Source organism: Streptomyces uncialis, from assembly GCF_036250755.1.
Taxonomy (GTDB): Bacteria; Actinomycetota; Actinomycetes; order Streptomycetales; family Streptomycetaceae; genus Streptomyces; species Streptomyces uncialis.
In genome coordinates this window covers 8547158-8570221 of the sequence record NZ_CP109583.1, presented here as the reverse complement: position 1 = coordinate 8570221, position 23064 = coordinate 8547158, and the positions used below count along the sequence as shown (strand labels likewise).

Genomic DNA, 23064 nt, shown 5'->3' with positions numbered 1-23064 from the left:
CGCTCACCCCAGGAGTTTCGCGGCGGAGACGAGTTCGTCGAGCAGCGCGGTGGCGGTGAACGCGAGTCCGGCGTTGCTGTAGTAGTTGAGGGGCGCGACGCGTCCGGCCCTGACGGCGGGCAGCTGCTGCCAGGTCTTGGCCTTGGTGGCGGGGTCGTCCGGGTTCTGGAGGATGATCAGGTCGGCCGGGGCGAACACGTCGAGGCGTTCCAGGCCGAAGAACCTGTTGGACTTGCCCCCCGGCTCACGCTCGGGGTCGTAGAACATGAGTTCCATGCCGAGGTCCCGTGCGACAGCCAGGTAGAAGCTGTTGGTCTGGGCCCAGAACTGGGGCTTCTGGGCGCCGGCGACGGCGATCTTCCGGCCCTTGAGCAGCCGTCCGACCTCCTGGCGGGCGGCGGCCAGCCGGGTGTCGTAGGCGTCGAGCTGCTTCTTGGCCCGGGGTGCGCGGCCGAGGCGGGTGAGCTGCTGCTCGGTGTGGCGGCGCCAGTGAGGGCTGAAGCCGCCGCCGACGACGAGGACGGGGGCGATGTCCTGGGTGAGGAGCTTGCGCTCCTTGTAGTACTGCCACCATTCCTCGCCGACGACCAGCAGATCCGGGTCCTGGGCCAGGATGGACTCGGCGCTGGGCTCGGTCTCGTTGCCCTCCAGGGTGCGGTAGCCCTTCGGAACCCTCTCGGCGAGATGGTTGCCCTTCTCCAGCCGGTATCCGGCGACGACGGGGTATCCGGCGAGCACGGCGAACTCCATGCCGGTACGCGGGTCGAGGGCGACGACGCGCTGGGGGTCGGCGGGGAGCTTCGCCCGGAAGTCCTGGTAGGCGAAGTCGACGGTGCCGGAGTTCTTCGCGCCGGAGCCGGTGGCGGTGGGCCGGTCGTCACCGCCGCAGGCGGCCAGCAGACCGCCGAGGGTGAGGGCGCCCGCGCCGACCGCGAAGCGGCGCCGGGTCGGGTGGCCCGTCGCGGTGCGGAGCGACGGTCTGGCGAGTGGTGGTGCGGCCGGCATCGACGCCTCCGGGGCGGTACGAAGAATCGGGGAATATTAGGTAAGCCTTACCTATGAATAGTCGAACGGATGAGTGGGGCGCAAGCGGCCATGTCGAGCACACGCCATTCACTGTCGCCAAGAGGCCATTCGGCCAACCCATGGCCCGTTCACGACAGGGAATGGCCCGCCCGAGGGGACGCCGCAGAGGGCGGCGGTACGGTCGGCTCCCATGCCCGCCTCCCTCGAAACGCCGTCCGCCACGGCGTCCCCCGCCCCGCCCACCCCACCTGCGACCGGCGCCCACGAGGTTGTGCCCGCCACCGCCCGCTCCGTACTGCGCCAGGCACTCACCGGTGAACGGCGGGGCCGCAGGCTGGCCGCCGCCTCGGTCGGACTGACCGGACATCAAGTAGCCGAAGCACTCATACCGGTCACCATCGGCGCCGTCATCGACCGCGCGGTCGCCACCGGCGACGCCGCCGCCCTCGGACGCTGGCTCCTCGTGCTCACCGTGCTGTTCGGCGGACTGCTGCTGTCATGGCGGTTCGCCGCGCGGGCGGCGGCCCATGTGGCCGAGCACGGCGGCCACCAGGTCCGGATGGCCGTGGCCCGGCGGGCCCTGGACCCCCTCGGCACGGCCACCCGTACGATGCCCGGCGAGCTGTTCTCGCTGGCCACCGCCGACGCCCGGAACGTGTCGCGCTTCACCCACACCCTCAGCAGCAAGCTCGCCGCGGCAGCCGCGATCGTCACGGCGGCGGTGGCCCTGCTGCTGATCTCGGTGCCGCTCGGGCTGCTGGTCCTGCTCGGCACACCACCGGTCCTGGTGGCCATGCAGTATCTGAGCCGCCCGCTGGAACGACGGACGGAACGCGACTACGCGTCCGCGGCGAAGGCCGGTGCCACCGCCGCGGATCTGCTCACCGGACTACGGGTGCTCGACGGCATCGGCGCCCAGCCGCACGCCGCCCGGCGCTACCGCGAGGTCAGCCGCGCCGCCCTCGCGGCGACCCTGCGCACGGAACGCGCCCAGGCCGGGTACACCGCCGCCAACACCCTGGTCACCGGGGGATTCCTGGCGCTGATCGCGCTGGTGGGCGCGCGGATGGCGGCGCGGGGCACCCTCACGGTCGGGGAGCTGGTGGCGGTCGTGGGACTCGCCCAGTTCCTGCGCGGACCGCTCGTCGACGTGGCGTACTTCGGATCGGGTCTGGCCCGCGCCCGCGCGTCGGCCCGCCGGGTGGCCGCGCTGCTCGGCACCCCGCCCGCCGTCGAGGTACGGGACGCCCCGGCCGGGCCCACCGGGACCCCGGACCCCGAGCCCGTCGCACCCGCCCGTACCGCCGTGCTCAGCTTCGAAGACCTGACCGTCCACGCCCCGGCGGGTGCCGCCGGACCACTGACCGGGGTGTCGTTGCGCGTCGCCCCCGGCGAACTCGTCGGCGTCGTCACCGAGGACGCCGCGCACGCCCGCGCGCTGCTGGACTGCTGCGCCCGGCGGATCGACCCCGACGCCGGAACCGTCCGCCTCGACGGCGCCGACCTGCGCGGCACGGACCCGGACCGGATACGCCGTACCGTCGTCGCTCCCCCGCGTGACACCGCCCTGTTCGCGGGCACCATCGCCGACAACATCGCCCCGGACGGCCCGGGGACCACCGCGCGGACGATCGCGACCGCGCTGACCGCCGCCTGCGCCGACGACGTGGTCGACGCCCTGCCCGACGGACCCGCCAGCACCGTCGGCGAACAGGGGCTGACCCTCTCCGGCGGCCAGCGCCAGCGCATCGCCCTGGCACGAGCCCTGGCGACCCGGGCACCCGTGCTCGTCCTGCACGACCCGACGACCTCGGTCGACTCCGTCACCGAGGCCCGGATCGCCGACGGGCTGCGCCGGGACCGGGCCGGACTCACCACACTGCTGCTCACCACCAGCCCGACGCTGCTCGCGGTCTGCGACCGCGTCGTCTGGCTCCCCGCCGGCCGCCCCCAGGCCGCCGGTACCCACACCGGGCTGCTCACGGCGTCCCCGTCCTACCGAGCGGCGGTACTGGCATGACCACCGGACACGACTCCCTCCTGCCGGTCGCCGACACCGCCACGACCCGCCGCGCCGCCTTGCGGCTGCTGCGCCCGCACCGCGCCCGGACCCTGTGGGCGGTACTGCTGCTGGCCGCCTCCACCGCCGTCGGGCTGGCCGGTCCGCTGATCCTCGGCCGTATGGTCGACGAGGTCGTCCGCCACGGCGGCGACGCCCTCGGCAGGCTCCATCTGCTGGGCGGGGCACTGGCCGCGATCGCCGTGCTCCAGGCGGTGCTGGGCGCGCTCAGCCACTATCTGGTGGTCCAGGCGGGCGAACACATGGTCGCCGACCTGCGTGAGGACGTCCTCGACCGCGCGCTGCGCCTTCCCCCGAAGGACGTCGAACGGTCGGGGCGCGGCGATCTCGTCGCCCGGATCACCGGTGACGTACGGGTCGTCACCGAGGCGGCCTCGCAGGCCGTACCCGTCTTCGTGACCGCGCTGCTGGGCATCGCGCTGACCCTCGTCGGTCTGGGCACCCTCGACTGGCGGTTCGCCCTCGCGGCACTGGTCGCGGCACCCGTCCAGATCCGCGCCCTGACCTGGTACCTCGGCCGTTCGGGGCCGGTCTACCGGGCCGAGCGGACCGCCGAGGGCGAACGCGCGCAGGCGCTCCTCGACGCACTCGGCGCGGCCGACACCGTCACCGCGATGCGCCGCGGCCCCCGCCATCTGGACGCCATCGCGGACCGCTCGCTCCTGGCCGTCTCGCACAGTCTGCGGGCGACCCGGCTGCGCACCCGCTTCTTCGGACGTCTCAACCTGGCCGAGCTGATCGGGCTGGCGGCCGTCCTCGCGGTCGGCTTCCGGCTGGTCGGCGAGGGAACGGTCACCGTGGGCGAGGCGACGGCCGCCGCGCTGTTCTTCCACCGGCTCTTCGACCCGGTGGGCCAGCTGCTCGGTGTGTTCGACGAGTTGCAGGAGGCGGGCGCGGGCCTCGCCCGGCTGGTCGGGGTGACCCAGGTGCCCCACGCCGCCGAACCGGCCGACCCGCCGCACCCGCGCGACGGCTCCCTCGCCCTCACCGGGGTCTCCTACTCCCACCGTCCGGGCCTCACCGTCCCCCGCGAGGTGTCCCTGACCGTCGCACCGGGCGAGCGGGTCGCCCTCGTCGGGACGACCGGCGCGGGCAAGTCGACCCTTGCCCGGCTGATCGCCGGCGGGTACGAGCCCTCCGCCGGGACCGTCCGGCTCGGCGGTGTCGAACCCCGGGAACTGGGCACCGCGGCCACCCGCCGCACGGTCGCCCTGGTCACCCAGGAGGTCCATGTCTTCGCCGGTACCATCGCCGACGATCTGCGGCTGGCCGTCCCCGGGGCGGACGACGCGGCACTGGAACGGGCCCTGCGGGCCGTGGGCGCCCATACCTGGATCGGCGCCCTGCCCGACGGCAGGGACACGGTGGTCGGCGCGGGCGGCCATCCCCTCACCGCGCCCCAGGCCCAGCAACTGGCGCTGGCCAGGGTCCTGCTCCTGGACCCGCCGATCGTGGTCCTGGACGAGGCGACCGCCGACGCGGGCAGCGCCGGGGCCCGGGCCTTGGACGCCGCGACGGACGCCGTGCTGGCGGGCCGTACGGCGATCACGGTCGCCCACCGGCTGAACCAGGCCGCGTCGGCCGACCGGGTCCTGGTGATGGCCCGGGGACGGATCGTCGAGGAGGGCACCCATGCCGGGCTGCTCGCCTCGGACGGCCCCTACGCCCGGCTGTGGCGGGCCTGGACGGCACAGCGGCCCCCGGCTATCCCGCCGCTGCCCGCCCCGCGAGCCCCGGGAGGTCCGTGAACCCCTCGGGGTCCTCGTGCCCCTGGTAGTCCGCGTACCCCGAGTCCTCCACGACGCCGAAGCACTCACCGGGCGTCCGCCCCGTGACCCGGCGGAACACCGCGACGAACGCGCTCGGGGTGCTGTACCCCACCCGCCGTCCGACCACCGACACCGGCAGCCCGCCCGCCAGATAGGTGAGCGCCGCCCGGACCCGCACCTGGATACGCCACTGCACGAAGCTCATCCCCGTGTCGGCGGTGAAGACCCGGGTGAGGGTACGCACACCGCATCCGGAGAGCCGGGCGAACTCGGCGAGACCCCGGGGGTCGGCGGGATCGGCGATCAGCGCGCGGGCGACGACGAGCGCCCGCGCGTCGGTGGGCATCGGCACCTCGACCGCCGCGATCTCCAGCGGCTGGAGCAGGTCGAACGCGACCTGCTCGGCCCGGTTCCGCGCGGCGAGCGTCATCCCGTAGCGCCGCATGTGCAGCAGGATCTCGCGCAGCGCGGCGCAGACGGCGACCAGCCCCGGCCCGGCCCAGACCCCGGACCGCTCCGTGGCCGGGGTGAAGACCTCGCCCCGGAAGTACGTGGTGTAGAAGTCGCCGCCCGGCCCTGTGGTGACCTCGTGCACCGCCCCGGCCGGGACCCAGAGCCCCACGGTCGGGGGCACCGTCCAGGACACCCCGTCCACCGTGGCCGTCACCGACCCGCTGACCCCCCAGAGCAGCTCATGGTCGAAGAGATGCGTGTGCGCCTCCCATGTCCGCCCGTGCGGATAGCGCTCACGGCGCATGCGTGAGGTGGATATCGCGTACGGCGCACGTACCTCGCGCCTCGCGCCCTCCCTCACCACCTCGGACCTCTGCACGCGCAGCACTATAGCTCCGCCCTGGTCAGGCACCCCTTCCGCGCCCACCCGCCGCACCGGTCACCCCGGCCCGTCGGCGCACCTCATATCCCGAGGCCCAGCATCGCCACGGAAAGGGGGAGCGCGGGCTCCTCGGGAAGCGGCGGGGGGTTCTCGTCGTGCTCGGTGTGCGTGGGCGGGACGGCCCGCAGGGCGCCGACCCCGCCCGCCGCCCACGGCGCGTCCGTCGGCGGGAGCGACAGCGTCACCCGCCGACCGGCGCCCAGGGTGGTCTCCAGCTTGTCCGTGTCGCTCGCCGTCACCGTGTCGCTCGTCCTGTCCGTGTCGCTCGTCCGCATGGCAATCCGCCTCTGTCGCAGGGACACGAGCCGGAAACCCGGCGTCACTTCCCTGACGGACAGCCGCACCGGAAGGTTCCCCGCCGCTTCCCGGGCCCGCCCGCGCGCAAGCGAACCCGGGGGCGGGTCCGGCAGATCCGCGTCCCGAGGCCGACGGCCGGCGTCCCCGGAGCGTCGCGGAATCGGTCGGTGCCCACGCGGGATCCGTGCCCACGCGGGAACGGCAGTCGGCGCTCACGCCGAAGCCGTTCACAAGCGCGCAAGCGTTCAACGCGTGAACGACCCCGCCCGCCCGCACCCCTTCCGAACCCGCCCCCTGGCACGGATGGTGGAGACAGGTGAGCGGGAGCTTCGGCCGGGGCCGGCACGTACAGGACCGTCCCGCCGGACGACGCCCGCCACGGGCCCCTCGGGGGCGGTGGCGAGGCCGGGCCCTGCCGGTGCCATGACACCGGAGCCTTCGCGGCACGTCGTCACGTCCCGCGGAGAGGACCGGCACGACGCCGGGAGCCTCACCCCACGAGCGATCCGAACACAGCGGCAACGCCCGGGCCCGGGAGGGCTTCGCCGGGCTGGATCCCGTCGCCCCGGACCCGGGCGTGCCGCACGGAATCCTGAAGCGAGGAGATGGCTGTGGAAAGCCAGTTCGACACAGCGGTGGCCGCATACGAGCACAGCGTCCAGGAGATGCCGTTCCGCGAACACATCGAGGCGTACAGCTTCCTGAACGCGGTCGGCGATGTCACCGGGCGCAGGGTGCTCGACCTGGGGTGCGGCAGCGGGCTGTACGTCCGACGGCTGCGCCGCGAGGGCGCCGCACGCGCGGTGGGGCTGGACGAGTCGACCGCGATGGTGGACTACGCGCGCCGCCGTGAAGGACGTGAGGGGCTGGGCGCGGAGTACCTCGTCGCGGACGCCGCCGCACCGTCCGCCGATGACCTGCCCGCCATCGAGGGGGCGTTCGACCTGGTCACCGCCGTCTACGTGCTGCCCTACGCCCCGACCCCGGCGGCGTTGGAAGGGCTCTGCGCCACGGCCCGGCGGGCCCTGCCCGAGAGCGGCGGACGGTTCGTGGCCGCGACCCTCAACCCCGACCACTCCACCGCCCCCGGCTGGTACCGGCCCTACGGCATGGAGCTCAGCGCGCGGGAGCCGGTGGGCGAGGGAACGAAGGGTCATCTGAAGGCGTGGGTGGGTGAGGAGGTCCTGGACGTGGACTACTTCCGGTGGTCGGCCGCCGCACATGAACGGGCGCTGCGGGCAGCGGGCTTCGACCGGATCTCCTGGATCCGCCCCAAGGTCTCCGAGCAGGGCCGCCAGGAGTACGGCGACGAGTTCTGGGCCGACTATCTGCACTGCCCGCACGCGTTGATCATCCAGGCGGAGGCCGGCCCGCGGACCGCGCCCACCACGTCGGACACCTCCCCCGCCCCCGCCCCCGACAGCTCCGACAGCGAGTGAAGTCCGGCAACAGACGTCACCCTCACCCTTCCTGGTCCAGCCCTGCTCGCCGGAGAGCGAGCGGCTGGCGGAGTGGGCCGGGCATGTGGGGCCCATCGAGGTGCTCATCCGGGCCGAGGCCGCCGGGGAGATCAGCGACGCCGAACTGCACGGCACGGTGTCGTACTTGTTCGTCACCGGCTCCGAACCCCTGGTCGCCCCGCTGGGCACGGGGTGGTCACCCCGCTGGTCCACCACCTCGAACTCGGGGACTGCGTCAAGGACCCCTCGCTGTTCCTCGCCGTCTCGGAGCAGGATGTCCCCTGGGAACGGGACCTGTTCTTCACCAAGCCCGCGCTGCTCCCGGCGGCCTGGGACCCCGCCGCCCACCGACCGCGACCGGCGCGCCGGGGCACAGCGCCGGGTACGGCCGCCCCGGCGTGCCGGCCGGAGCGACCGCTGGGGCAACGCCCCTGCTCACCAGGGGTGTCACCAGGCCCCTGGTAAGGTCCGGCGAGGGGTCCACGACGCGATGATGAGGGTTCATGAAGCTGCTCCCGCTGTTCCTCCGACGGCCGATCGAGGCAGTGTACGAGCGCCGACTGGCCGCCACTCTGGCCGGACTGCCGCGCCCCCAGCACGTCGGGATCATGCTCGACGGCAACCGGCGCTGGGCCCGGCAGGCGGGACACGCGGACGTCCGTGAGGGATACCGGGCGGGCGGCGCCAAGGTGACCGAGTTCCTGGGCTGGTGCACGGCCGCGGGGATCGAGCACGTGACCCTCTTCATGCTCTCCGACGACAACCTCGGCCGTCCCGCCGAGGAACTCGGCCCGCTGATCGAGATCATCGAGGAGACCGTCCGGGACATCACGGCCGAGGGCCGTCGCTGGGAGGTGCAGGTGATCGGCTCCCTCGACATGCTGCCCGGCGCCGGCGCCCAGGTGCTCAAGGACGCCGCCGCCGTGACGGCCGGGCGGGGCGGGCTCAAGGTGGACGTCGCGGTCGGCTACGGCGGCCGGCGCGAGATCGTCGACGCGGTGAAGAGCGCCTTCGAGGAACACATGGCGGCCGGGGGCGACGCGGCCGAACTGGTCGAGCGGTTCGACATCGGGGACATCTCCCGGCATCTGTACTCGCCGACCGCCGCCCACACCGACTTCATCATCCGCACCTCCGGCGAGCAGCGGCTGTCCGGCTTCCTGCTCTGGCAGTCCGCGTACGCCGAGATGCACTGGGTGGACTGCTACTGGCCCGCGTTCCGCCATGTGGACTTCCTGCGCGCGCTCCGCTCGTACGCGAACCGCCAGCGCCGCTTCGGCAAGTGACCGCCCGTCGGCCGGCACCGGGGCCCGGGCGGGTCAGTGCCCGGACAGCCTGCGGAGCACTGCCCGTGACTTGCTCCGGGACGGGGACCGCGAGCTCGCCGAGCGGCCGGTCCTTCGCCGGTCGGCCGGGGACGAAAAGCGGATACTGATCGCCGCCGATCCGGCTCGCCCGCCCGCTCCGGGACACCCTTCACCGGCACCACGACCGACAACCCGCCTGCGATGTCGGGCAGTTACCGCCATTTGCGGACGTTGAAGACAGCTTTCCTCGCGGCCGGGGCGGAAGTCCCGGGCCATGGACCAAGAGGGTGGCTCCGGTGACTGTCCGGCAGGCTCCGGGACCGGGATGATAGCGGCGAGGACCATGTCCTCGGCATACGCGGGCCGTTCCGGCAGCCTTCTCGTCATGACCGGCCCGCGCCCAGGCACGGGGGAGGTCACCCCGTCGGCCGTCCCGCGGACAGCGTTCAGCCAGGGAGGACGGGGCCATGGCACGCCATCAACCCAATCAGCGTCTCGGAGTTCTGCTCAACGAGGCCGACTGGAACCCGGCCGACCTGGCCAGAGCGGTCAACGGCATAGGCAGGGCGCAAGGGCTGACGCTGCGGTACGACCGCACGTCGGTCGCGCACTGGCTCACCGGCTCCCGTCCGCGGCCCCCTGTTCCCGACCTGGTCGCCTCCGCCTTCAGCCGCCGCACCGGACGCCTGGTCACCGTCGGGGAGACCGGCCTCGCCCGACCCGGGCGGCCCGCCGACGACCCGCTGCTGGCGTCCGGGGCCGGGACGGACGACGTCGTGGACCGACTGACCGTCCTCAGCCGCACCGACGCCGACCCCGCGGGCCGTCCACGGCTCACCGACTCCGCCTACAGCCTGGACCCCGACGCCTCCCCCGACTGGCGGCCCGGTCGGCCCCTGCCCGTCAGACCGCGGAGAACGGGTGCCCGGGTCACGGCCGCGGAGGTCAGGACGCTGCAAGAGATGTCCCAGGTCTTCGTGGACCTCATGGAGCGTTACGGCGGCGCGCACGCGCGCTCCGCGCTGGCCGCCTATCTCACCGACGACACCAGCCGGCTCCTGGTCGCCCCCGCGCAAGCCGCCCTGCGCAAGCAGTTGTTCTCCGGCGCGGCCCAACTCACGCATGTACTGGCCCGTATGACTATGGACGCCGGTCACCCCAGCCTCGCGCAGCGCTACTTCACCACGGCTCTGGGCCTCGCCCACGAGGCCGACGACCGCCGCCTGTACGCGATCACCCTGCGGGCCATGAGCCTTCAGGCCCTGCGTCTGGGGTTCCACGCCAGGGCGCGGCAACTCGCCGACACCGCCGTGGACACCGCCCGGTCCTCGGACGATCCGTCAGCACGGGCCTTCCTCCTGAGCCAGCGCGCCCTCACCCACGCGTACGCGCGCCACCGCAGGCAGGCGGTCGACGACCTGACGGCCGCCGAGGCGCAGCACGACCGGGCGACCGGTCCGCCCGGCCCCTTCAGCATGTATCCGCGCCCCGGCCTCGACTACCAGCGCGGCTTGGCCCTGCTCGCCCTCGGGGACGCGCCCCAGGCCGCACGGGCGCTCACCTCGTCGGCGGCGGCACGCGGCGCCGACCGGCACAGATCCGGTGCTCTCACCCATGCCCGGCTGGCCGCGACGCTGCTGCCCCTGGGGCGCCTGGAGGAGTCCTGCGTCCACTGGCATGTCTTCCTCGACCACTATCCGGGGTTGCGCGCCGCTCCGGCCGACCACGCGCTCAAGCATCTGCGCACATCGCTGCGCGGCTTCCGGGACCGGCCGGACGCGGCGGCCGTGCTCCACCACGCGCGCACCGTCACCCGTCCGAAGCCGGCCCCCTCGACGGACGGGAACACCGGGCCCGCCGGCTGACCGTCCCGTCCAGGGTGTCACCGGGCATTGCCTCCGCTCGGCCGCAGACGTGCATGGGCAACTGGCAGCCGTCGCACCGGGAACAGGGATCGTCCGGGCCCACCGCCCGCCGTTCCGGCCGCGGCATACCCCTGAAAGGCTCCTCGGGCAGCGCCGGAGGGCTCAACGCGAAAGGATCGTCCACGCCCGCTGTGTACCGCACCCGGGCCCGGTATCCCGGGGAATCGCTGCACGGGAAGCGGACATCAACCCGCAGAATCGATTTTGACCGTGCTCCATCCATCCGAACCACGCGACCTCGCACCGCGTCCCGTTCCGAGGTCAGCGCCTCTTGTTCCCGGGCGATCATCACCTTCTGATGGGCGGGCCTCGGCGGCGAACCGTTCCCGCACCACCCCGGACGACCGGTCGCATTTCACATCCTTTGCCCCGTTTCGCGGCACCGGCGGGGGTTTCCATCGGCACGAGGTGCCTCAGAGGCCACCGAGGCCGGGTGAGCCGTCGATGACGATCCGCGGTGGTTCCGGGCCGGGCTCCGGTGGCTGCCACGGTGGTGCGGGCGCGGGGCGGAGGATGTGCTGGACGGGCAGGGAGTCCGGACCGGACCGGGCCACTTCGCACACCTGCCGGCGGTCGGCCGTCAGCGGGCCGTCGGCGGCGTCCGTGGCCCGTACCGCCGCTCGGCCGGCGTCGGTGACCTCACCGTACGAGCCGGTGCCGGCGTCGTATCTGTCCCGGTGCCGTCGGCCGGCCCACAGCAGCGGCGGATACACCAGGAGGGGCGGATAGGCGCGCCACAGCAGCGCGATGACGACGCCCGCGACGGCGAGCGCGGACGCCAGGCGCAGCGTTCGGGCGAAGCGGGCGCAGGCTCGGTAGTAGGCGCGGGACACCGGATGGTGGTGCAGTACGCCGACAGGTGCGAACCGGTCGCGCAGCAGGCCCGCGAGGACCAGCCGCTCGCGCAGGTCCCGTACGGGCGGGTCGCTGTCGAAGAGCTCCACCGGCCACGGCGACCGGCCGTCGTCGTCACGCCGCGCCGCCAACGCGCCGAGCACTGCCGCCTCGACGCCGTCGCGCGGCTCCCCCGAGGGCTCGGCCGTGATCCAACGGGCCGCCCGTGCGCGCACCGGCAACCGGCCCTCGGCGTGCATCCGCACCACGGCCACCACGGCGACACGTCCTGCCCCGCCGCACAGATAGGCCACTTCGTACAGGTCGAGCGGGGTGTCCGCCGACCGGGGCGGCCGTATCCGGGCGTCCAGGGCCCGGCGGGCGGCCCGCAGGCGGCGCCCCTCCCGGGCGACGGCGCCGATCGCGGCGAGGGCGACCAAGGTCCCGACGATGTACCCCTGCAATGTCCCCATCGGCCCCGCCCTCGTCGCAGCTTTCGGCGGTCCTCCCCCGGATGGCCTCCGGCCCCATGTCCGCCGAGGACGGCATGCCCGGGCGACGCCCATGGAACTCCTCGTTCCGGCGGGTCCGCGAGGCCGTCGACAAGGTCCGGGGAGCAAGGCGGCGAGCCACGACCCACGCCGCCCGCCGGAAGAGCCGGTAAAGCAGGGAATGTCAGGCAAAATGCACCCACCATGACAGAGCTGACACATACCGCCTCCGACGGAACCCCCTTGCACGCCGTCACGCTGGGCACCGGTGACAGCACGGTCGTCCTGCTGCACGGCGGTGGGCCGGACCACCACAGCCTGCTGCCGCTCGCCGCGCTGCTGGCCGACCGGCACACGGTCGTCCTGCCGGACGTGCGCGGATACGGCCGGTCCCGGTGCGCCGACCCGCCGCGCCACACCTGGGCCCGCTACACCGCCGACCTCGTCTCCCTGCTCGACCGTCTGGGTACGGCCCAAGCGGTCGTCGGCGGTACCGGACTGGGCTCGACGATCACTCTGCGCGCCGCCCTCGCCCATCCTGACCGGATTCGCGCGGGCATCCTGATCGGCGTCGAGGACATCGAGGACGACAAGGCCGGGGAGGCGCAGGCCGCCTTCCTGGACGCCTTCGCCGAACGGGCCCTCACCAAGGGCTTGGAGGCCGCCTGGGCTCCTGTCCTGGACATGTTCCCGCCGGTCGTCGGCGCGTCGGTACGGGACGCGATCCCCCGCTCCGACGCGGCCAGCGTCGCCGCTGCCGCCGCCATCGGCCACGACCGCGCCTTCCGCGACGTGACCGAGCTGCGCACACTGCGCGCACCCGTTCTCGTCGTCCCCGGCACGGACGCGCGCCACCCCACCGCCCTGGCCGAGCAGGTCGCCCGCACCCTCCCGCGCGGGCGGCTGGCCCCGGTCGCCGTCTGCGAGGCCCTGCGCACGCCGGAGGACCTCGCCCGCGCGGTGGGACCGCCCATCCGGGACTTCCTCGCCGAAGCCGACACCTGGGCGCGGCCCGCGCGGTCCGGCCAGGCGGCCTCGCCCTGACCTGGCGTCGATTCCCCTGCCGCGCTGCTGGACGGCCGGCCCCGGATCATTCCGACCAGGCGGTCCGCTCCCGTGCCGTCAGCCGCCGACTCACGTCAGCGCGTACCGGGCGACTACCCCTGGTCGGCCGCGGCGATCCGCTGGGCGATCCGGGCACCCCGCTCCGTGGCGTCGTCGGCCGAGGAGAAGCAGACCGCGACGGCCAGGGGGCGACCGGCGGCGGTGCGGGTGTACGACAGGGCCCAGGTGACCGAGGCGGAAGGGACCCAGGTGTTCACGGACGCGCCGAGGGCGGAACGCAACTGGTCGGACGTACGCCGGGACACGGCCCGCCTGGCGGACTCCGGCTCCACGGGATCGACGAGCAGCTGAGGGTGGGGCCGGTTCCCGCCGTTGCCGATCGCCGCCATCAGCATCGCCATCTGGACCGCGGTGGCCTTGACCTCGAAGAGACCGTTGGCCGTGAGGGCGAGCTGTGTCGCGTTCTCGGGCCGGTCCGGCCATACGCTCTCGTCGACGCGCAGCGGGGTGTACAAGGTTTCCTGGCGGAATCCGAAGTCCGCGGCGGTCGACGCCAGCGCCTCGGCTCCCAGGTCGGACGCGATACGGGCGAAGACGTTCGCGCACGAGTAGCGCAGTGCGGTCCGCAGACTGGCGTCCGCGCAACGGCCGGGGTCGCCGGAGAACTCCGCCGTGCTCCCGGGGACGACATGGACGGCGGGACTGCGGGTCGGCGTGTCGACCGAAGCGAGCAGGCCCTTCTCCAGGGCGGCGGCAGCGACGACGGCATGGGCGGCCGACCCCGGGTTCTCGGTGTGGAGCAGGGGCCGGTTCAGCATGGGTTTGTCGTCGTCCTCGTTGAGCCGCTTCCACACCCTCTCTTCCGCGAACGTGTTCCCGCTGAAGGAACCGGGGTCGAACGACGGGGCGCTCACCAGGGCCACGATGTCGCCCGTCTCCGCGTCGAGGGCGATCGCGGCACCAAGCTGTCCGCGCAGTCCGTCGAAGGCGGCGCGCTGCACCGCGGGGTCGACGGTCGTCGCCAGATCCTTACCCGCTTCGATCTCCTCCTGCGCCAACCCCTCCAGCCCTGCGACGCCGAACATCATCGCGCGGTATCCGGTGACGGCCGAGTACAACTCGCCGTCGGTGTAAGTGCGTTCGAACGGGACCTTGGCGATGCCCGTGGGCTTCGAACCGGTGACGCGGCGGCCGTCCACCAGCACGTCACCCAAGCCTCCGTCAGGCTTCGAGGTGGGGGGCTTGGCGTCCGTGGCGCCCTTGGCCGTTCCGGAGCCGGTCGGTTTTCCGCCGTCGGCCCCGCCCGGGGAGTCCGTGGAGCATCCCGACAGGGAAGCGACGAGCAGCGTGGCCATCGCGGTGGACACGGCGACGGAGCGGCGAGAGGGAAGCGGCATCCGATCACCCTAACAACCCTGGCCGCAGGGGGTTTGGGGCCGTGGCGCACCGCGTTCGGCCGGTTCTCGGCGCGGGACATGGGGGTGGACGCGCCGAGTTGGAGGGCGTTCCGTTCCTGGGATATAGTCGGTCATGTGCTCGCGGCCGTGATCCACGGCAGTGGGACCGGCGTTGGTGGTCCAAGGAAAGACACCCCACTTCCCGTGGGGGGATGCAGGTGCAAGGCCTGCCCAGCGCTCGATCAAGGCCCCGGCCTCCCCTCAGGGGGACCCGGGGCCTTTGGCATTCCCGGAAGGTGCGTCAGGTCCCACCGTCGGAACGGGACTCGGGCTGAGGGCCGGAGGGTACGGACAGCGAGTTCCGGGGGCCGACGGTGAAGGTCGTGGCCGGGGCGGCGCTGGCCACCGTCACCACGGCCGCCCGCCGCCGGTCCGTCCACTCCAGCAGCCGGACGTCTTCCTGACCTGCTTTCAGCAAAGCCTCCCTGCGCACCCAGAGCCGCAGCAGCGCCGCGCCGGGATCCGGCCGGGCGGTCGCTTCCCGGATCTCGGCCTCGGGGAGCAGCCGGCTCAGCACCGACAGGGGGCCGGGCCGCCTGGCCGCGGGCTCCACGTCGACACCGACGGCGCCGGGGCCGACGGCCGCCGCGACCAACCCGTCGGTATGGCTCAGACTGACGCCGACCCCGGGGTGGGCGGGCAGATACGGGCGGCCGTGCCCGCTTCCCCCGCAGTCGGCGCAATACTGGGCCGGGGCCGCCTCCCGCAGCGGCCGTGCGGTGTACCGGGCGACGCACAGCCGCAGCAGCAGCCGCGCCGCCAGCACGTCGTCGCGGCGGCCCGGCAGTCTCGTCCGGGCAAGCCGCCGCAGCTCCCATGACGCGAGCAGACCCTCGTGCAGTTCCGGGTGGGCCAGGACCTCCGCGGTGGTCGCCACCACGGCCATGGCCGTCCGGCCCCGCGGCCTCGGACCGCCGGTCATGGGCGGGTGCTCATCCGGCCGGCGCGTGGGCGGCGGCGGCCGGTCCGGCGGGGCTCAGGAACCGCTCCCGTACCCGGCCGAGGGTACGGAAGTCGTCGATGGTGACCTGCTGAAGGTCGATGGTGGTGCCGGAGATGTCCTCCAGCAGATCGATGAACTCCAGGAAGTCCATGGAGTCGATCAGACGTGCCTCGATGAGGTCCTCGTCGGCGTCGATCCCGCCGTCGAGGCCGGGGTTCTTCTCGTGGAGCCACTCGGCGATACGTTCCATGGGGGTGGGCTCGCTCCTTGCTGTCCGAGGGATTGCCAGGGATTGCTGGGGGTGTTGGGGGGACCCCTGGAGGTCCGAAGGCCGGTGTCCGGGTTCGCCGGGGGGCGGTGGCCGGGCAACGGGGCGGGTCAGGTCCGGGCGGCGCCGAGTACGTCCAGTGCCTGCTCGGGGGTGCCATGGGCGAGGATCATCGCGTGGACCCAGCGTTCGACGCCGAAGGCGACGCAGGCGCTGTGGGCCGGCCCGTCGGCACCGGCACGGATGTCCAGCCGCTCACCGAAGAAGTTGCGGTGCCGGTTGACGGAGGCGATGGCCGTTCCGTCGGGGGCGCTGAACTCGTGCTTGACCGGGTCCAGCGCCATCAGCCGGGCGCGGGAGCCGCCCTTGTCGTAGAACGGGTCGTCGGCGGCGGCCCGGGTCAGTTCCAGACCCAGCCGTCCGGCCAGTTCCTGGACGAACACGGCTCCCTGTTCGAGGTGTTCGGTCGCGCCGGGCTTGGTGCCGAGGTACAGGACCTCCCGCATATGGAAGCCCCACAGCCGCCGCAGTCCTTCGTAGTGGGTCTCGTTGCGGAAACAGCGGCCGGTGGCGGAAAGGCGCAGTCCGGCCTCGCCGACGTCCTGGCCCTCCAGGGAGAGCAGCAGCCCGTAGCAGGTGGCGGAGGGGAGCAGATGGCCGGTCGGCCGGAGCGGCAGCTCCCCCGGCGGTTCACCGGCCGCCAGGCCGTCGACGGCCTCGGGGGCGAAACGTCCGGCGGACACCCCCAGATGGGGGAAGTTGCGGAAGTAGTCGAGCCGGGTCAGCCCTTCGACGGACAGCAGCGGCGGGCCCACCACCTCGGGGGCCTTCAGGCGTGCGGCCAGCCCGGTGAGCAGGTCGTCCAGACCGTGCAGCAGCGCGGTGCGGACCGGGTCCAGCGTGACCAGGCCGGGACCGGGGTTCTTCAGACAGCCGTCCGGCAGTGCCGTGACGCTGGGGGTACTCATGGGAAACCGCTCCCTGTGGACGTGGGCGAACGATCAGGGTGTCGGCCGGTTCGGCGGAACGGATTCGCCGCGTGGTGATGGCGGCGGCGCGAACGGCCTTGTATGTGGTCGCCGTTGACCTCAGCGCAGCGGGGAAGCCGACCGATGCCCCATCAGGGGCCGGAGCCGCGCATGGGGACACTAAGCCAGCCACTTGGGCATTGTCTAGACCAAAGCCGCCTGACCCGACGGTCAGCACCGACGTGGCCATTGTGGTCCGGAGCTGCCGTAACTCGGCTTACCAAACGGTGACTTGACAAGAGGGTTGGTCTAAACCAATCCTGCTGAAGGACGTGGTGACCGCACCTCCGCCACGGCGTCGCCATCCATCCATGCCGTCCGTCGCAAGCCCTCCGCCGAGGGCCGCCGCGTGCTGTCCGCCGGCCGAGGAGAAGCGCTTGTCATCGCTGTCCCTGTCCCCTGCCCCGCGCTTGACGTCCGGGAGCTCGGAACGCTTCCGGGGGTCCGCCCACCGGGCGGAACCGGCATTCCGGTCGCCCGCGGCGGACGGCCGCGTCCGGGCCCCCGGCCACCACGGGAGCGCTCCCCCCGACCCCCACTTTGGAGGGGCCTTATGACGACATCCGTACCCCAGCGCCGCCCGCGGCGCCCCTATCTGCACCGGGCGGCCTCGGACCTCCCGTACTTCAGCACGGACGGCGAGTCCTATCTGGCGCAGACCACCTTGCGGGAGATGACCAAGTCCCGGCCCCTGCGGGTGCTGTCCGAGGAGGACTTCGCGCACTGGCAGACCTATGGGTACGTCATCGTCCGGGAAGCGATCCCGGCGGCGTCGGCCCGGCGGCTGCTGGACTTCACCTGGGAGTTCCAGGGGCTCGACCCGGACCGCCCGGACAGCTGGTACGACGACCGGCCCTTCCGCTCCGAACTGGACCAGCAGTTGCACGTGTACGGCTTCGTGGAGGCGTACCACCACCAGCTGCTCTGGGACAGCCGCCAGGCCCAGCGGGTGTACGACGCCTTCGTCGACGTGTGGGACTGCGAGGAACTGTGGGTCACCCAGGACCGGCTCAACCTCAACCCGCCCAACGTCAAGAACCGTGACCGTGCCCTGATCGAGCCCACCGACCGGGGTTTCGACATCGAGCTGCACTGGGACATCGACACCACGCTCGGGGTGCCGCCGCAGCGGGTGCAGGGGATCATCGCGCTCAACGACACCCGGCCGGAGACCGGCGGATTCCAGTGCTGCCCGGAGCTGTTCCGGCGGTTCGAGGAATGGCGGATCGCCCAGCCCGCGGGCCGGGACCCCATCCGCCCCGCCGTGGACCGGACGGAGTTCCCCGTCGTACGGCCCGAGCTGCGCCCCGGCGACCTGCTGATCTGGAACGGTCTGCTCGCCCACGGAGTGGCACGCAATGTCTCGGCGGACTCCGTACGGGCGGTCCAGTACCTGTCGATGATGCCGGCGCTGGAGGAGCACGAGCGGCTCAGGCGGTCCCGTGTCGACGCCTGGCGGCATCTGCGCACCCCGCGCTGGAACCGCACCCTGGTCGGCGATCCGGTGCTGCACGAGTCCGAGCGGTACCCCACGGCGACCCTCGACGGACTCGGCAGCCGGCTGCTGGGCCTCACCTCCTGGAAGGACACGGACCAGGAAACGGCGGCCGACGGGCGGAGCGGGGACCAGTCGTGCGCCGTGTCTGTCTGACCCTCCCCACCGACCGGGCCTGCGCGGCGACCATCAGGGCGGTCGCCGAGGAGGCCGCGTACGGCGCCCGCCGTTTCGGTGTCGAGGTGTGTCTGCTGATCCTCGACTCCTCCGGCGACCAGGTGCTCGCGGAGCACCGGGAGGTGGTGGACGCGCTGGCCCCGGCACCCGGGGTGGTCGTCCACCATCTCGACGAGGCCGGGCAGCGGCGCTTCCTGCGGGAGGTGATCGCCCGCTCCGGCGTCGCCGCGCCGGAGCGGGTGCTCGACCTGATGCTGCCGGCCCGGGCGTCCTACGGCGCCTGCACCAACCGTGCCTTCCTGATCGCGGAGGCGCTGGGCTGCGCGTCGGTGCACCGCCGGGACTCCGACAGCCGCTACCAGTACCTGGACGGCGAGCCCGTCTTCCCCCTCCAGCACGAGCTTGCACACCTCGGGCGGCGGGCCGACGAGGTGGCGGGACTCGTGTCCCGGAGCAGGCTCGACCCCGCGTACGCGCAGCGGCCGGTGGCCCTGGTCGGCGGTTCCTTCGTCGGTGAGATGTCCGTGGACGTGGCGGAGATCCGCCGGCTCGACCCCGGGATCTACCGTGATGTCGTCGGTCTGTCGGTCCCCGCCGGATATCCGGAGATCTGGCGCGGGAACCTGATCGAGGAGTCGTTCCGCGGCGCCGGGACCACGCCGTTCACCGGTGACCTCACCACGCTCACCAGGGTCGCCCCCACCCGGGTGGACATGTGCAACATCGGCTTCGACCGTGAGGTCTACGCCCGGGTGCCGCTGCCGCCCGCCACCGACACCATCGGCAGCGACTACTTCCTGATCCATCTGGTCCACGACGCCCGGCTGCCCGGTGTCCTGCACAACCGCCATATCGTCAACTTCCATACCGGTGAGCGGCGTTCGGACAGCGGGTTCCTCGCCTACCAGCTGCGGCTCGCGAAGTTCCTGCTGTCCACCCCGTACTTCGACGCCGTGTACGCGCGGATGAGGGAGGCCGGTGACGCGCTGCTCGACGCGGCGGGGCATGTACGCGCCGACGCCGTCGCGGAGTCGGTCAGGGACAGCGCGCTGCTGGAGCGGACGGACAACGCCGAACGGCTCGATGTCCTCGACCGCTCCTACCGGAAGCTGGGCGGCCGCTACGCCATGGCCGCGGACCTCTTCGCCGCCCGCCGCGACCAGTTGCTCGCCGAGGCCCGGACGGACATGGCGGAGTTCGCCTTCCTGATCGACGTCTGGGAACCCCTGACCCGCACCGGTGCCGTCGCGGGGGCGGCGCACGCCCGGTGAACCCGGCCGCACCGGTCGGCCTTCGCCCGCACCGGACCCACATCCCCCGCACCGCCACCCCGACCTGCCGGAAGCAGTCCGCGAAAGGCATCACATGAGCCGTCGTCCACGATCGACACCAGCGTTCCGGGCCGCACCGGCCCCAGGCCGGTGAGCGAGCGGGACTCCTCGCGGCCGAGGAGCACCCGGACCCGCACCGTCCCGTACACCGGCGGTACGGAACGCAGGGGCCCCGCCACGATGGGGCAGGCCAACATGATCCGCTGCGTCCTGCGGGACGATCCGGTGCACATCAACATCTACGATGTGTGGCCCGTCCCCGCCGGGACCCGGCTGGAAGCGGTGATCGACGCCCTGCGCGCGCTGGTCGTACGCCACGAAGCGCTGCGCACGACCTTCCCGCACGCGTCGGGCACCGCACCGTGCGAGCAGGTCGTCGCGGGCGAGGGGGAGTTCACGGTCACCGTCCTCGACCACGCCGAACTCCCCCCGGACGGCGCCCGGTACGCCACCACGGTGGCCCGCCGGGCCCGGGCCGGTCGTTTCCGGCTGGACCGGGAGTTCCCGCTGCGTGTCTCCGTCGTCGCCCAGGACGGCGCTCCGGCCTTCGCCGCCGTGACGGCCAGCCACGCGGCGACGGACGGCAGCGCCCTCGCGGTGCTGCGGGAGGAATGGCTGACCCTGCTCGCCGGCGGCACGCTCCCGCCGGTGACGGCCCTCACCCCGCTCGGCCTCGCCGCCGAGGAGGCGGCCCCGGCCGGGCTCCGCAAGTCCGAGGCGTCCCTGCGGTACTGGGAACAGATCATCCGCACCGGGCCCCAGGCCATGTTCGCCGAACCCCGTGCCACCGGCACCGACGTCCGGGTACCGCAGCTCACCCTCCGTTCGCCCCGGGGCGCCGAGGCGCTGGCCCGGGTGGCGGAGCGCACCGGCGGGCTGCCGTCCACCGTGCTGCTGACGGCCTGGTGCGCGCTGATCGCCCACCGCACCGGCCAGACCACCTGTGTCGCCGCCGTGCCGACCTCCAACCGGTTCCTGCCCCGGCTGGCCCGCACGGTGAACACCGTGTCCCAGGACGCCCTGCTCTCCCTGGATGTCCAGGTCCCGTCCTTCGACGCGCTCCTGCGCAAGGCGTGGGGCGCGGCGCTCAACGCCTACCGGCACAGCCAGTTCGACGCGCTGCGCCTGTGGGAGATGATCGGGGACACGACGTACGAGCGGGGCAGTCACTTCGCGCGCGACATCGTCTTCAACGACGTGAGCACCCTGCCCGCCACCCTCGCCGCCGCGACCCCGGCCCCGGACGGACCGGAACCGGAGCTGAGCTGGGGACCGGACCAGGTGCTGCCGACCCGCGTCCTGACCTTCGTCCATCGGACGGCGCCGGTGCTCCACCTCGGTATGTGGGTCGACCCGGGGCTGTTCACCCGGGACGAGGCGGAAGCCTTCGTCACCGGACTGGTGCGGCTGCTGGAGGCGGCCGGGACACAGGACGTGCCGTTCACGGACCTCACCGAGGTGACGGGGGTCCGGCCGGTCGGGCGTGACACCGGCTGGACCCGGGTCGACGGCTGCTGGGTCTCACCGCCCGCCGTGGCGGAGGCCCTGAGTCAGGCACTCGGCGGACTGCCCGTGCACGTCGCCGTGGGCAGCCCGGACACGGACGCCCCGCCGGACACCGCGCCCTCGGACACCGCGTCCGAGGACCGGGCGGGTCGGCACCTCACGGCGTTCATCGCCTCCGACGGCTCCCCGCCGACACCGGAGAAGGCCCATGCCGCACTGATGGCCGCCCTCCCCGGCCGACCCGGACTGCTGGCCCCCCGCCGGTATGTGATCGTCCAGGGTCCGCCCGCGGAGGCCGACCGGAGCGATGGCTGGCTCCGGCAGCGGATTCTCATGGAAGGAACCGGCCGGGGCCGGGGAGATGTGACATGACGATCGACGACACAACCGTCCAGCGGGAGCCGGACTCCCTCCCCAGCCCATGGCGCTCCAGCCGCTTCCGGCTGTTCTTCACCGCCCGCAGCACCTCGCTGCTGGCCGACGGCATGCTGATGGTCTCGCTCACCACCGCCGTACTGGGAGCCGGATACGGCGCCGCCGGAGTGGGATACGCGCTGGCCGCGTGGATGGCGCCGATCGTGCTGCTGGTGCTCTTCGGCGGCGTGATGGCCGACCGGTTCACCCCGCAGGTGATGATGGTCGGCGCCGATGTGGTGCGGATGGTGGCCATGCTCGCGCTCGCCGCGCTGCTGGTCGCGACCGACGTACGGCTGTGGCAGATCATGGCGCTGATGGCCCTCAGCGGTGCCGCGACCGCCATGTTCCAGCCGGGACTCGCGAGCATGGTCCCCCAGGTCGCGCAGGACATCCAGCGCGCCAACGCGCTGCTGCGGATCGCCGAGGCGATCTGCACCCTGCTCGGTCCCGGGGTGGCCGGTCTGCTCGTGGCCTACTGGGATGTCGCCGGGTCCTTCGTCGTCATCGCGGCGGCCTACGCGCTGAGCGCGCTGGGCCTCGCGCCGCTGCGCAAGCTGAGCACCGCCCGGGACGACAGCGACGCCCCCATGTGGCAGCGGCTGGCCACGGGCTGGCACGAGTTCCGGGCCCGCTCCTGGCTGTGGGGGGTCATCGCCGTCTGGGCCGTCTACGGTCTGTTCGTCTTCGGCCCGGCCCTGCCGCTCGGCGCGGCGCTGCTCACCGAGCAGCACGGGGCCAGCGGATACGGCTGGATCGCGTCCGCCGACGGCGCCGGGACCATCATCGGCGGGCTGCTCGGGATGCGGGTCCGGCCGCGCCGACCGCTTGTCGCGGGGGCCTGCGCCATGTTCTTCTTCGCGCTCAACCCGCTGGCGCCCGCGCTCGGCTGGTCCTTCACCGTGACGGCGCTCACCGGTGTCGTGGCGGGCTGCGGGTTCGCCTTCTGGGGTGTCATGTGGGCGACCAGCGTGCAGTCCCATATCCCGCTGGCCGTCCTCAGCCGGGTCTCCGCCTACGACGTCGCCGGATCGATCATGGTCATTCCGCTGGGCCGGGCGCTGGCGGGTCCGGCGGCCGAGTCGTTCGGGGCGGACCGCGTACTGCTCTTCTCCTCGGTCATGTCCTTCGTCCTCATCGCCGTCATGCTCTGTGTGCCCGCGATCCGCGGACTCGGCCGGGCACCGGAACGCTCCACCGGGAAGGAGGACGGCGGCGGCTGACCGGGGACCGGAGCGGACCGGCCCGAACAGGCCACCGAACCGTCAGTTCCGGACTTCGTCGGCTCCGCACTCA

General features: G+C 73.1%; 19 protein-coding genes. 11 read left to right on the top strand and 8 right to left on the bottom strand.

All coding sequences use genetic code 11. From position 1 onward, the window contains the following. Positions 1 to 3 precede the first annotated feature (3 nt). Positions 4 to 1005: an ABC transporter substrate-binding protein gene (locus OG711_RS35985; RefSeq protein WP_329562933.1), complete on the bottom strand. Its 1002-nt coding sequence runs from the start codon at positions 1003 to 1005 to the stop codon at positions 4 to 6. 211 nt (positions 1006 to 1216) lie between these two features. Here OG711_RS35985 and OG711_RS35980 point away from each other — a divergent pair, with 211 nt between their 5' ends. Together OG711_RS35980 and OG711_RS35975 are read left to right on the top strand one after the other, a co-directional pair. Further along, positions 1217 to 3046, top strand: coding sequence for an ABC transporter ATP-binding protein (locus OG711_RS35980; protein ID WP_329562931.1), 1830 nt, complete (start codon positions 1217 to 1219; stop codon positions 3044 to 3046). Further along, positions 3043 to 4854, top strand: a complete 1812-nt coding sequence (locus OG711_RS35975; RefSeq protein WP_329562929.1) for an ABC transporter ATP-binding protein — start codon at positions 3043 to 3045, stop codon at positions 4852 to 4854. Before OG711_RS35980 ends, OG711_RS35975 begins: the two co-directional genes overlap by 4 nt. Here OG711_RS35975 and OG711_RS35970 read toward each other — a convergent pair. Both OG711_RS35970 and OG711_RS35965 read right to left on the bottom strand, forming a co-directional pair. Beyond that, positions 4811 to 5707 (bottom strand): helix-turn-helix domain-containing protein, encoded by an 897-nt coding sequence (locus OG711_RS35970; protein WP_218623264.1) that lies wholly within the window; start codon positions 5705 to 5707, stop codon positions 4811 to 4813. The genes OG711_RS35975 and OG711_RS35970 overlap by 44 nt on opposite strands. 83 nt (positions 5708 to 5790) lie before the next feature. Continuing rightward, positions 5791 to 6045: a hypothetical protein gene (locus OG711_RS35965; RefSeq protein ID WP_266511652.1), complete on the bottom strand. Its 255-nt coding sequence runs from the start codon at positions 6043 to 6045 to the stop codon at positions 5791 to 5793. 633 nt (positions 6046 to 6678) lie between these two features. On the opposite strand from OG711_RS35965, the gene OG711_RS35960 reads away from it, so the two are divergent. From OG711_RS35960 to OG711_RS35945, 4 genes are all read left to right on the top strand, one after another. Then, a complete protein-coding gene (locus tag OG711_RS35960; RefSeq protein WP_329562922.1) occupies positions 6679 to 7506 on the top strand; it encodes a class I SAM-dependent methyltransferase in 828 nt (275 codons plus the stop codon). Between the two features lie 213 nt (positions 7507 to 7719). Continuing rightward, positions 7720 to 7992, top strand: coding sequence for a hypothetical protein (locus OG711_RS35955; protein ID WP_329562919.1), 273 nt, complete (start codon positions 7720 to 7722; stop codon positions 7990 to 7992). A gap of 38 nt (positions 7993 to 8030) precedes the next feature. Next, complete coding sequence (locus tag OG711_RS35950) at positions 8031 to 8813, top strand: isoprenyl transferase (RefSeq protein WP_073788656.1); 783 nt, start codon at positions 8031 to 8033, stop codon at positions 8811 to 8813. Positions 8814 to 9301: 488 nt separating this feature from the next. Then, entirely contained in the window at positions 9302 to 10699 is a 1398-nt protein-coding gene (locus OG711_RS35945; RefSeq protein ID WP_329562916.1) for a hypothetical protein, read from the top strand. Between the two features lie 473 nt (positions 10700 to 11172). Here the strand turns inward: OG711_RS35945 and OG711_RS35940 are convergent, their stop codons facing one another. Continuing rightward, complete coding sequence (locus OG711_RS35940; protein ID WP_329562914.1) at positions 11173 to 12066, bottom strand: TIGR04222 domain-containing membrane protein; 894 nt, start codon at positions 12064 to 12066, stop codon at positions 11173 to 11175. 222 nt (positions 12067 to 12288) lie between these two features. Between OG711_RS35940 and OG711_RS35935 the strand changes: the two genes are divergently transcribed. Then, positions 12289 to 13128, top strand: a complete 840-nt coding sequence (locus tag OG711_RS35935) for an alpha/beta fold hydrolase (protein WP_329562912.1) — start codon at positions 12289 to 12291, stop codon at positions 13126 to 13128. A gap of 113 nt (positions 13129 to 13241) precedes the next feature. Here the strand turns inward: OG711_RS35935 and OG711_RS35930 are convergent, their stop codons facing one another. The 4 genes from OG711_RS35930 to OG711_RS35915 all read right to left on the bottom strand — a co-directional run bounded on the left by OG711_RS35930 (position 13242) and on the right by OG711_RS35915 (position 16785). Continuing rightward, positions 13242 to 14546, bottom strand: a complete 1305-nt coding sequence (locus tag OG711_RS35930; RefSeq protein WP_329562910.1) for a penicillin-binding transpeptidase domain-containing protein — start codon at positions 14544 to 14546, stop codon at positions 13242 to 13244. A gap of 301 nt (positions 14547 to 14847) precedes the next feature. Then, positions 14848 to 15528 carry a 4'-phosphopantetheinyl transferase family protein gene (locus tag OG711_RS35925; protein ID WP_329562908.1) on the bottom strand — a complete coding sequence of 227 codons (681 nt, stop codon included), beginning with the start codon at positions 15526 to 15528 and terminating at the stop codon, positions 14848 to 14850. Between the two features lie 10 nt (positions 15529 to 15538). After that, positions 15539 to 15799 (bottom strand): acyl carrier protein, encoded by a 261-nt coding sequence (locus tag OG711_RS35920; protein WP_329562906.1) that lies wholly within the window; start codon positions 15797 to 15799, stop codon positions 15539 to 15541. A gap of 128 nt (positions 15800 to 15927) precedes the next feature. Further along, complete coding sequence (locus OG711_RS35915; protein ID WP_266511680.1) at positions 15928 to 16785, bottom strand: class-II aminoacyl-tRNA synthetase family protein; 858 nt, start codon at positions 16783 to 16785, stop codon at positions 15928 to 15930. Between the two features lie 613 nt (positions 16786 to 17398). On the opposite strand from OG711_RS35915, the gene OG711_RS35910 reads away from it, so the two are divergent. The 4 genes from OG711_RS35910 to OG711_RS35895 all read left to right on the top strand — a co-directional run bounded on the left by OG711_RS35910 (position 17399) and on the right by OG711_RS35895 (position 22991). After that, positions 17399 to 18496: a phytanoyl-CoA dioxygenase family protein gene (locus tag OG711_RS35910; protein ID WP_329562904.1), complete on the top strand. Its 1098-nt coding sequence runs from the start codon at positions 17399 to 17401 to the stop codon at positions 18494 to 18496. Continuing rightward, positions 18478 to 19788 carry a DUF6271 family protein gene (locus OG711_RS35905; RefSeq protein WP_329562902.1) on the top strand — a complete coding sequence of 437 codons (1311 nt, stop codon included), beginning with the start codon at positions 18478 to 18480 and terminating at the stop codon, positions 19786 to 19788. The genes OG711_RS35910 and OG711_RS35905 overlap by 19 nt, the downstream gene beginning before the upstream one ends. A 150-nt stretch (positions 19789 to 19938) precedes the next feature. After that, complete coding sequence (locus tag OG711_RS35900; protein ID WP_329562900.1) at positions 19939 to 21726, top strand: condensation domain-containing protein; 1788 nt, start codon at positions 19939 to 19941, stop codon at positions 21724 to 21726. Beyond that, positions 21723 to 22991: an MFS transporter gene (locus OG711_RS35895; RefSeq protein WP_073788676.1), complete on the top strand. Its 1269-nt coding sequence runs from the start codon at positions 21723 to 21725 to the stop codon at positions 22989 to 22991. Before OG711_RS35900 ends, OG711_RS35895 begins: the two co-directional genes overlap by 4 nt. The last annotated feature ends 73 nt before the right edge of the window (positions 22992 to 23064 follow it).

Coding starts and splice junctions, on each gene's coding strand:
- OG711_RS35985 (WP_329562933.1), bottom strand. CDS start 1,005: ATGCCGGCCGCACCACCACTCGCCAGACCGTCGCTCCGCACCGCGACG.
- OG711_RS35980 (WP_329562931.1), top strand. CDS start 1,217: ATGCCCGCCTCCCTCGAAACGCCGTCCGCCACGGCGTCCCCCGCCCCG.
- OG711_RS35975 (WP_329562929.1), top strand. CDS start 3,043: ATGACCACCGGACACGACTCCCTCCTGCCGGTCGCCGACACCGCCACG.
- OG711_RS35965 (WP_266511652.1), bottom strand. CDS start 6,045: ATGCGGACGAGCGACACGGACAGGACGAGCGACACGGTGACGGCGAGC.
- OG711_RS35950 (WP_073788656.1), top strand. CDS start 8,031: ATGAAGCTGCTCCCGCTGTTCCTCCGACGGCCGATCGAGGCAGTGTAC.
- OG711_RS35945 (WP_329562916.1), top strand. CDS start 9,302: ATGGCACGCCATCAACCCAATCAGCGTCTCGGAGTTCTGCTCAACGAG.
- OG711_RS35940 (WP_329562914.1), bottom strand. CDS start 12,066: ATGGGGACATTGCAGGGGTACATCGTCGGGACCTTGGTCGCCCTCGCC.
- OG711_RS35935 (WP_329562912.1), top strand. CDS start 12,289: ATGACAGAGCTGACACATACCGCCTCCGACGGAACCCCCTTGCACGCC.
- OG711_RS35930 (WP_329562910.1), bottom strand. CDS start 14,546: ATGCCGCTTCCCTCTCGCCGCTCCGTCGCCGTGTCCACCGCGATGGCC.
- OG711_RS35925 (WP_329562908.1), bottom strand. CDS start 15,528: ATGACCGGCGGTCCGAGGCCGCGGGGCCGGACGGCCATGGCCGTGGTG.
- OG711_RS35920 (WP_329562906.1), bottom strand. CDS start 15,799: ATGGAACGTATCGCCGAGTGGCTCCACGAGAAGAACCCCGGCCTCGAC.
- OG711_RS35915 (WP_266511680.1), bottom strand. CDS start 16,785: ATGAGTACCCCCAGCGTCACGGCACTGCCGGACGGCTGTCTGAAGAAC.
- OG711_RS35910 (WP_329562904.1), top strand. CDS start 17,399: ATGACGACATCCGTACCCCAGCGCCGCCCGCGGCGCCCCTATCTGCAC.
- OG711_RS35895 (WP_073788676.1), top strand. CDS start 21,723: ATGACGATCGACGACACAACCGTCCAGCGGGAGCCGGACTCCCTCCCC.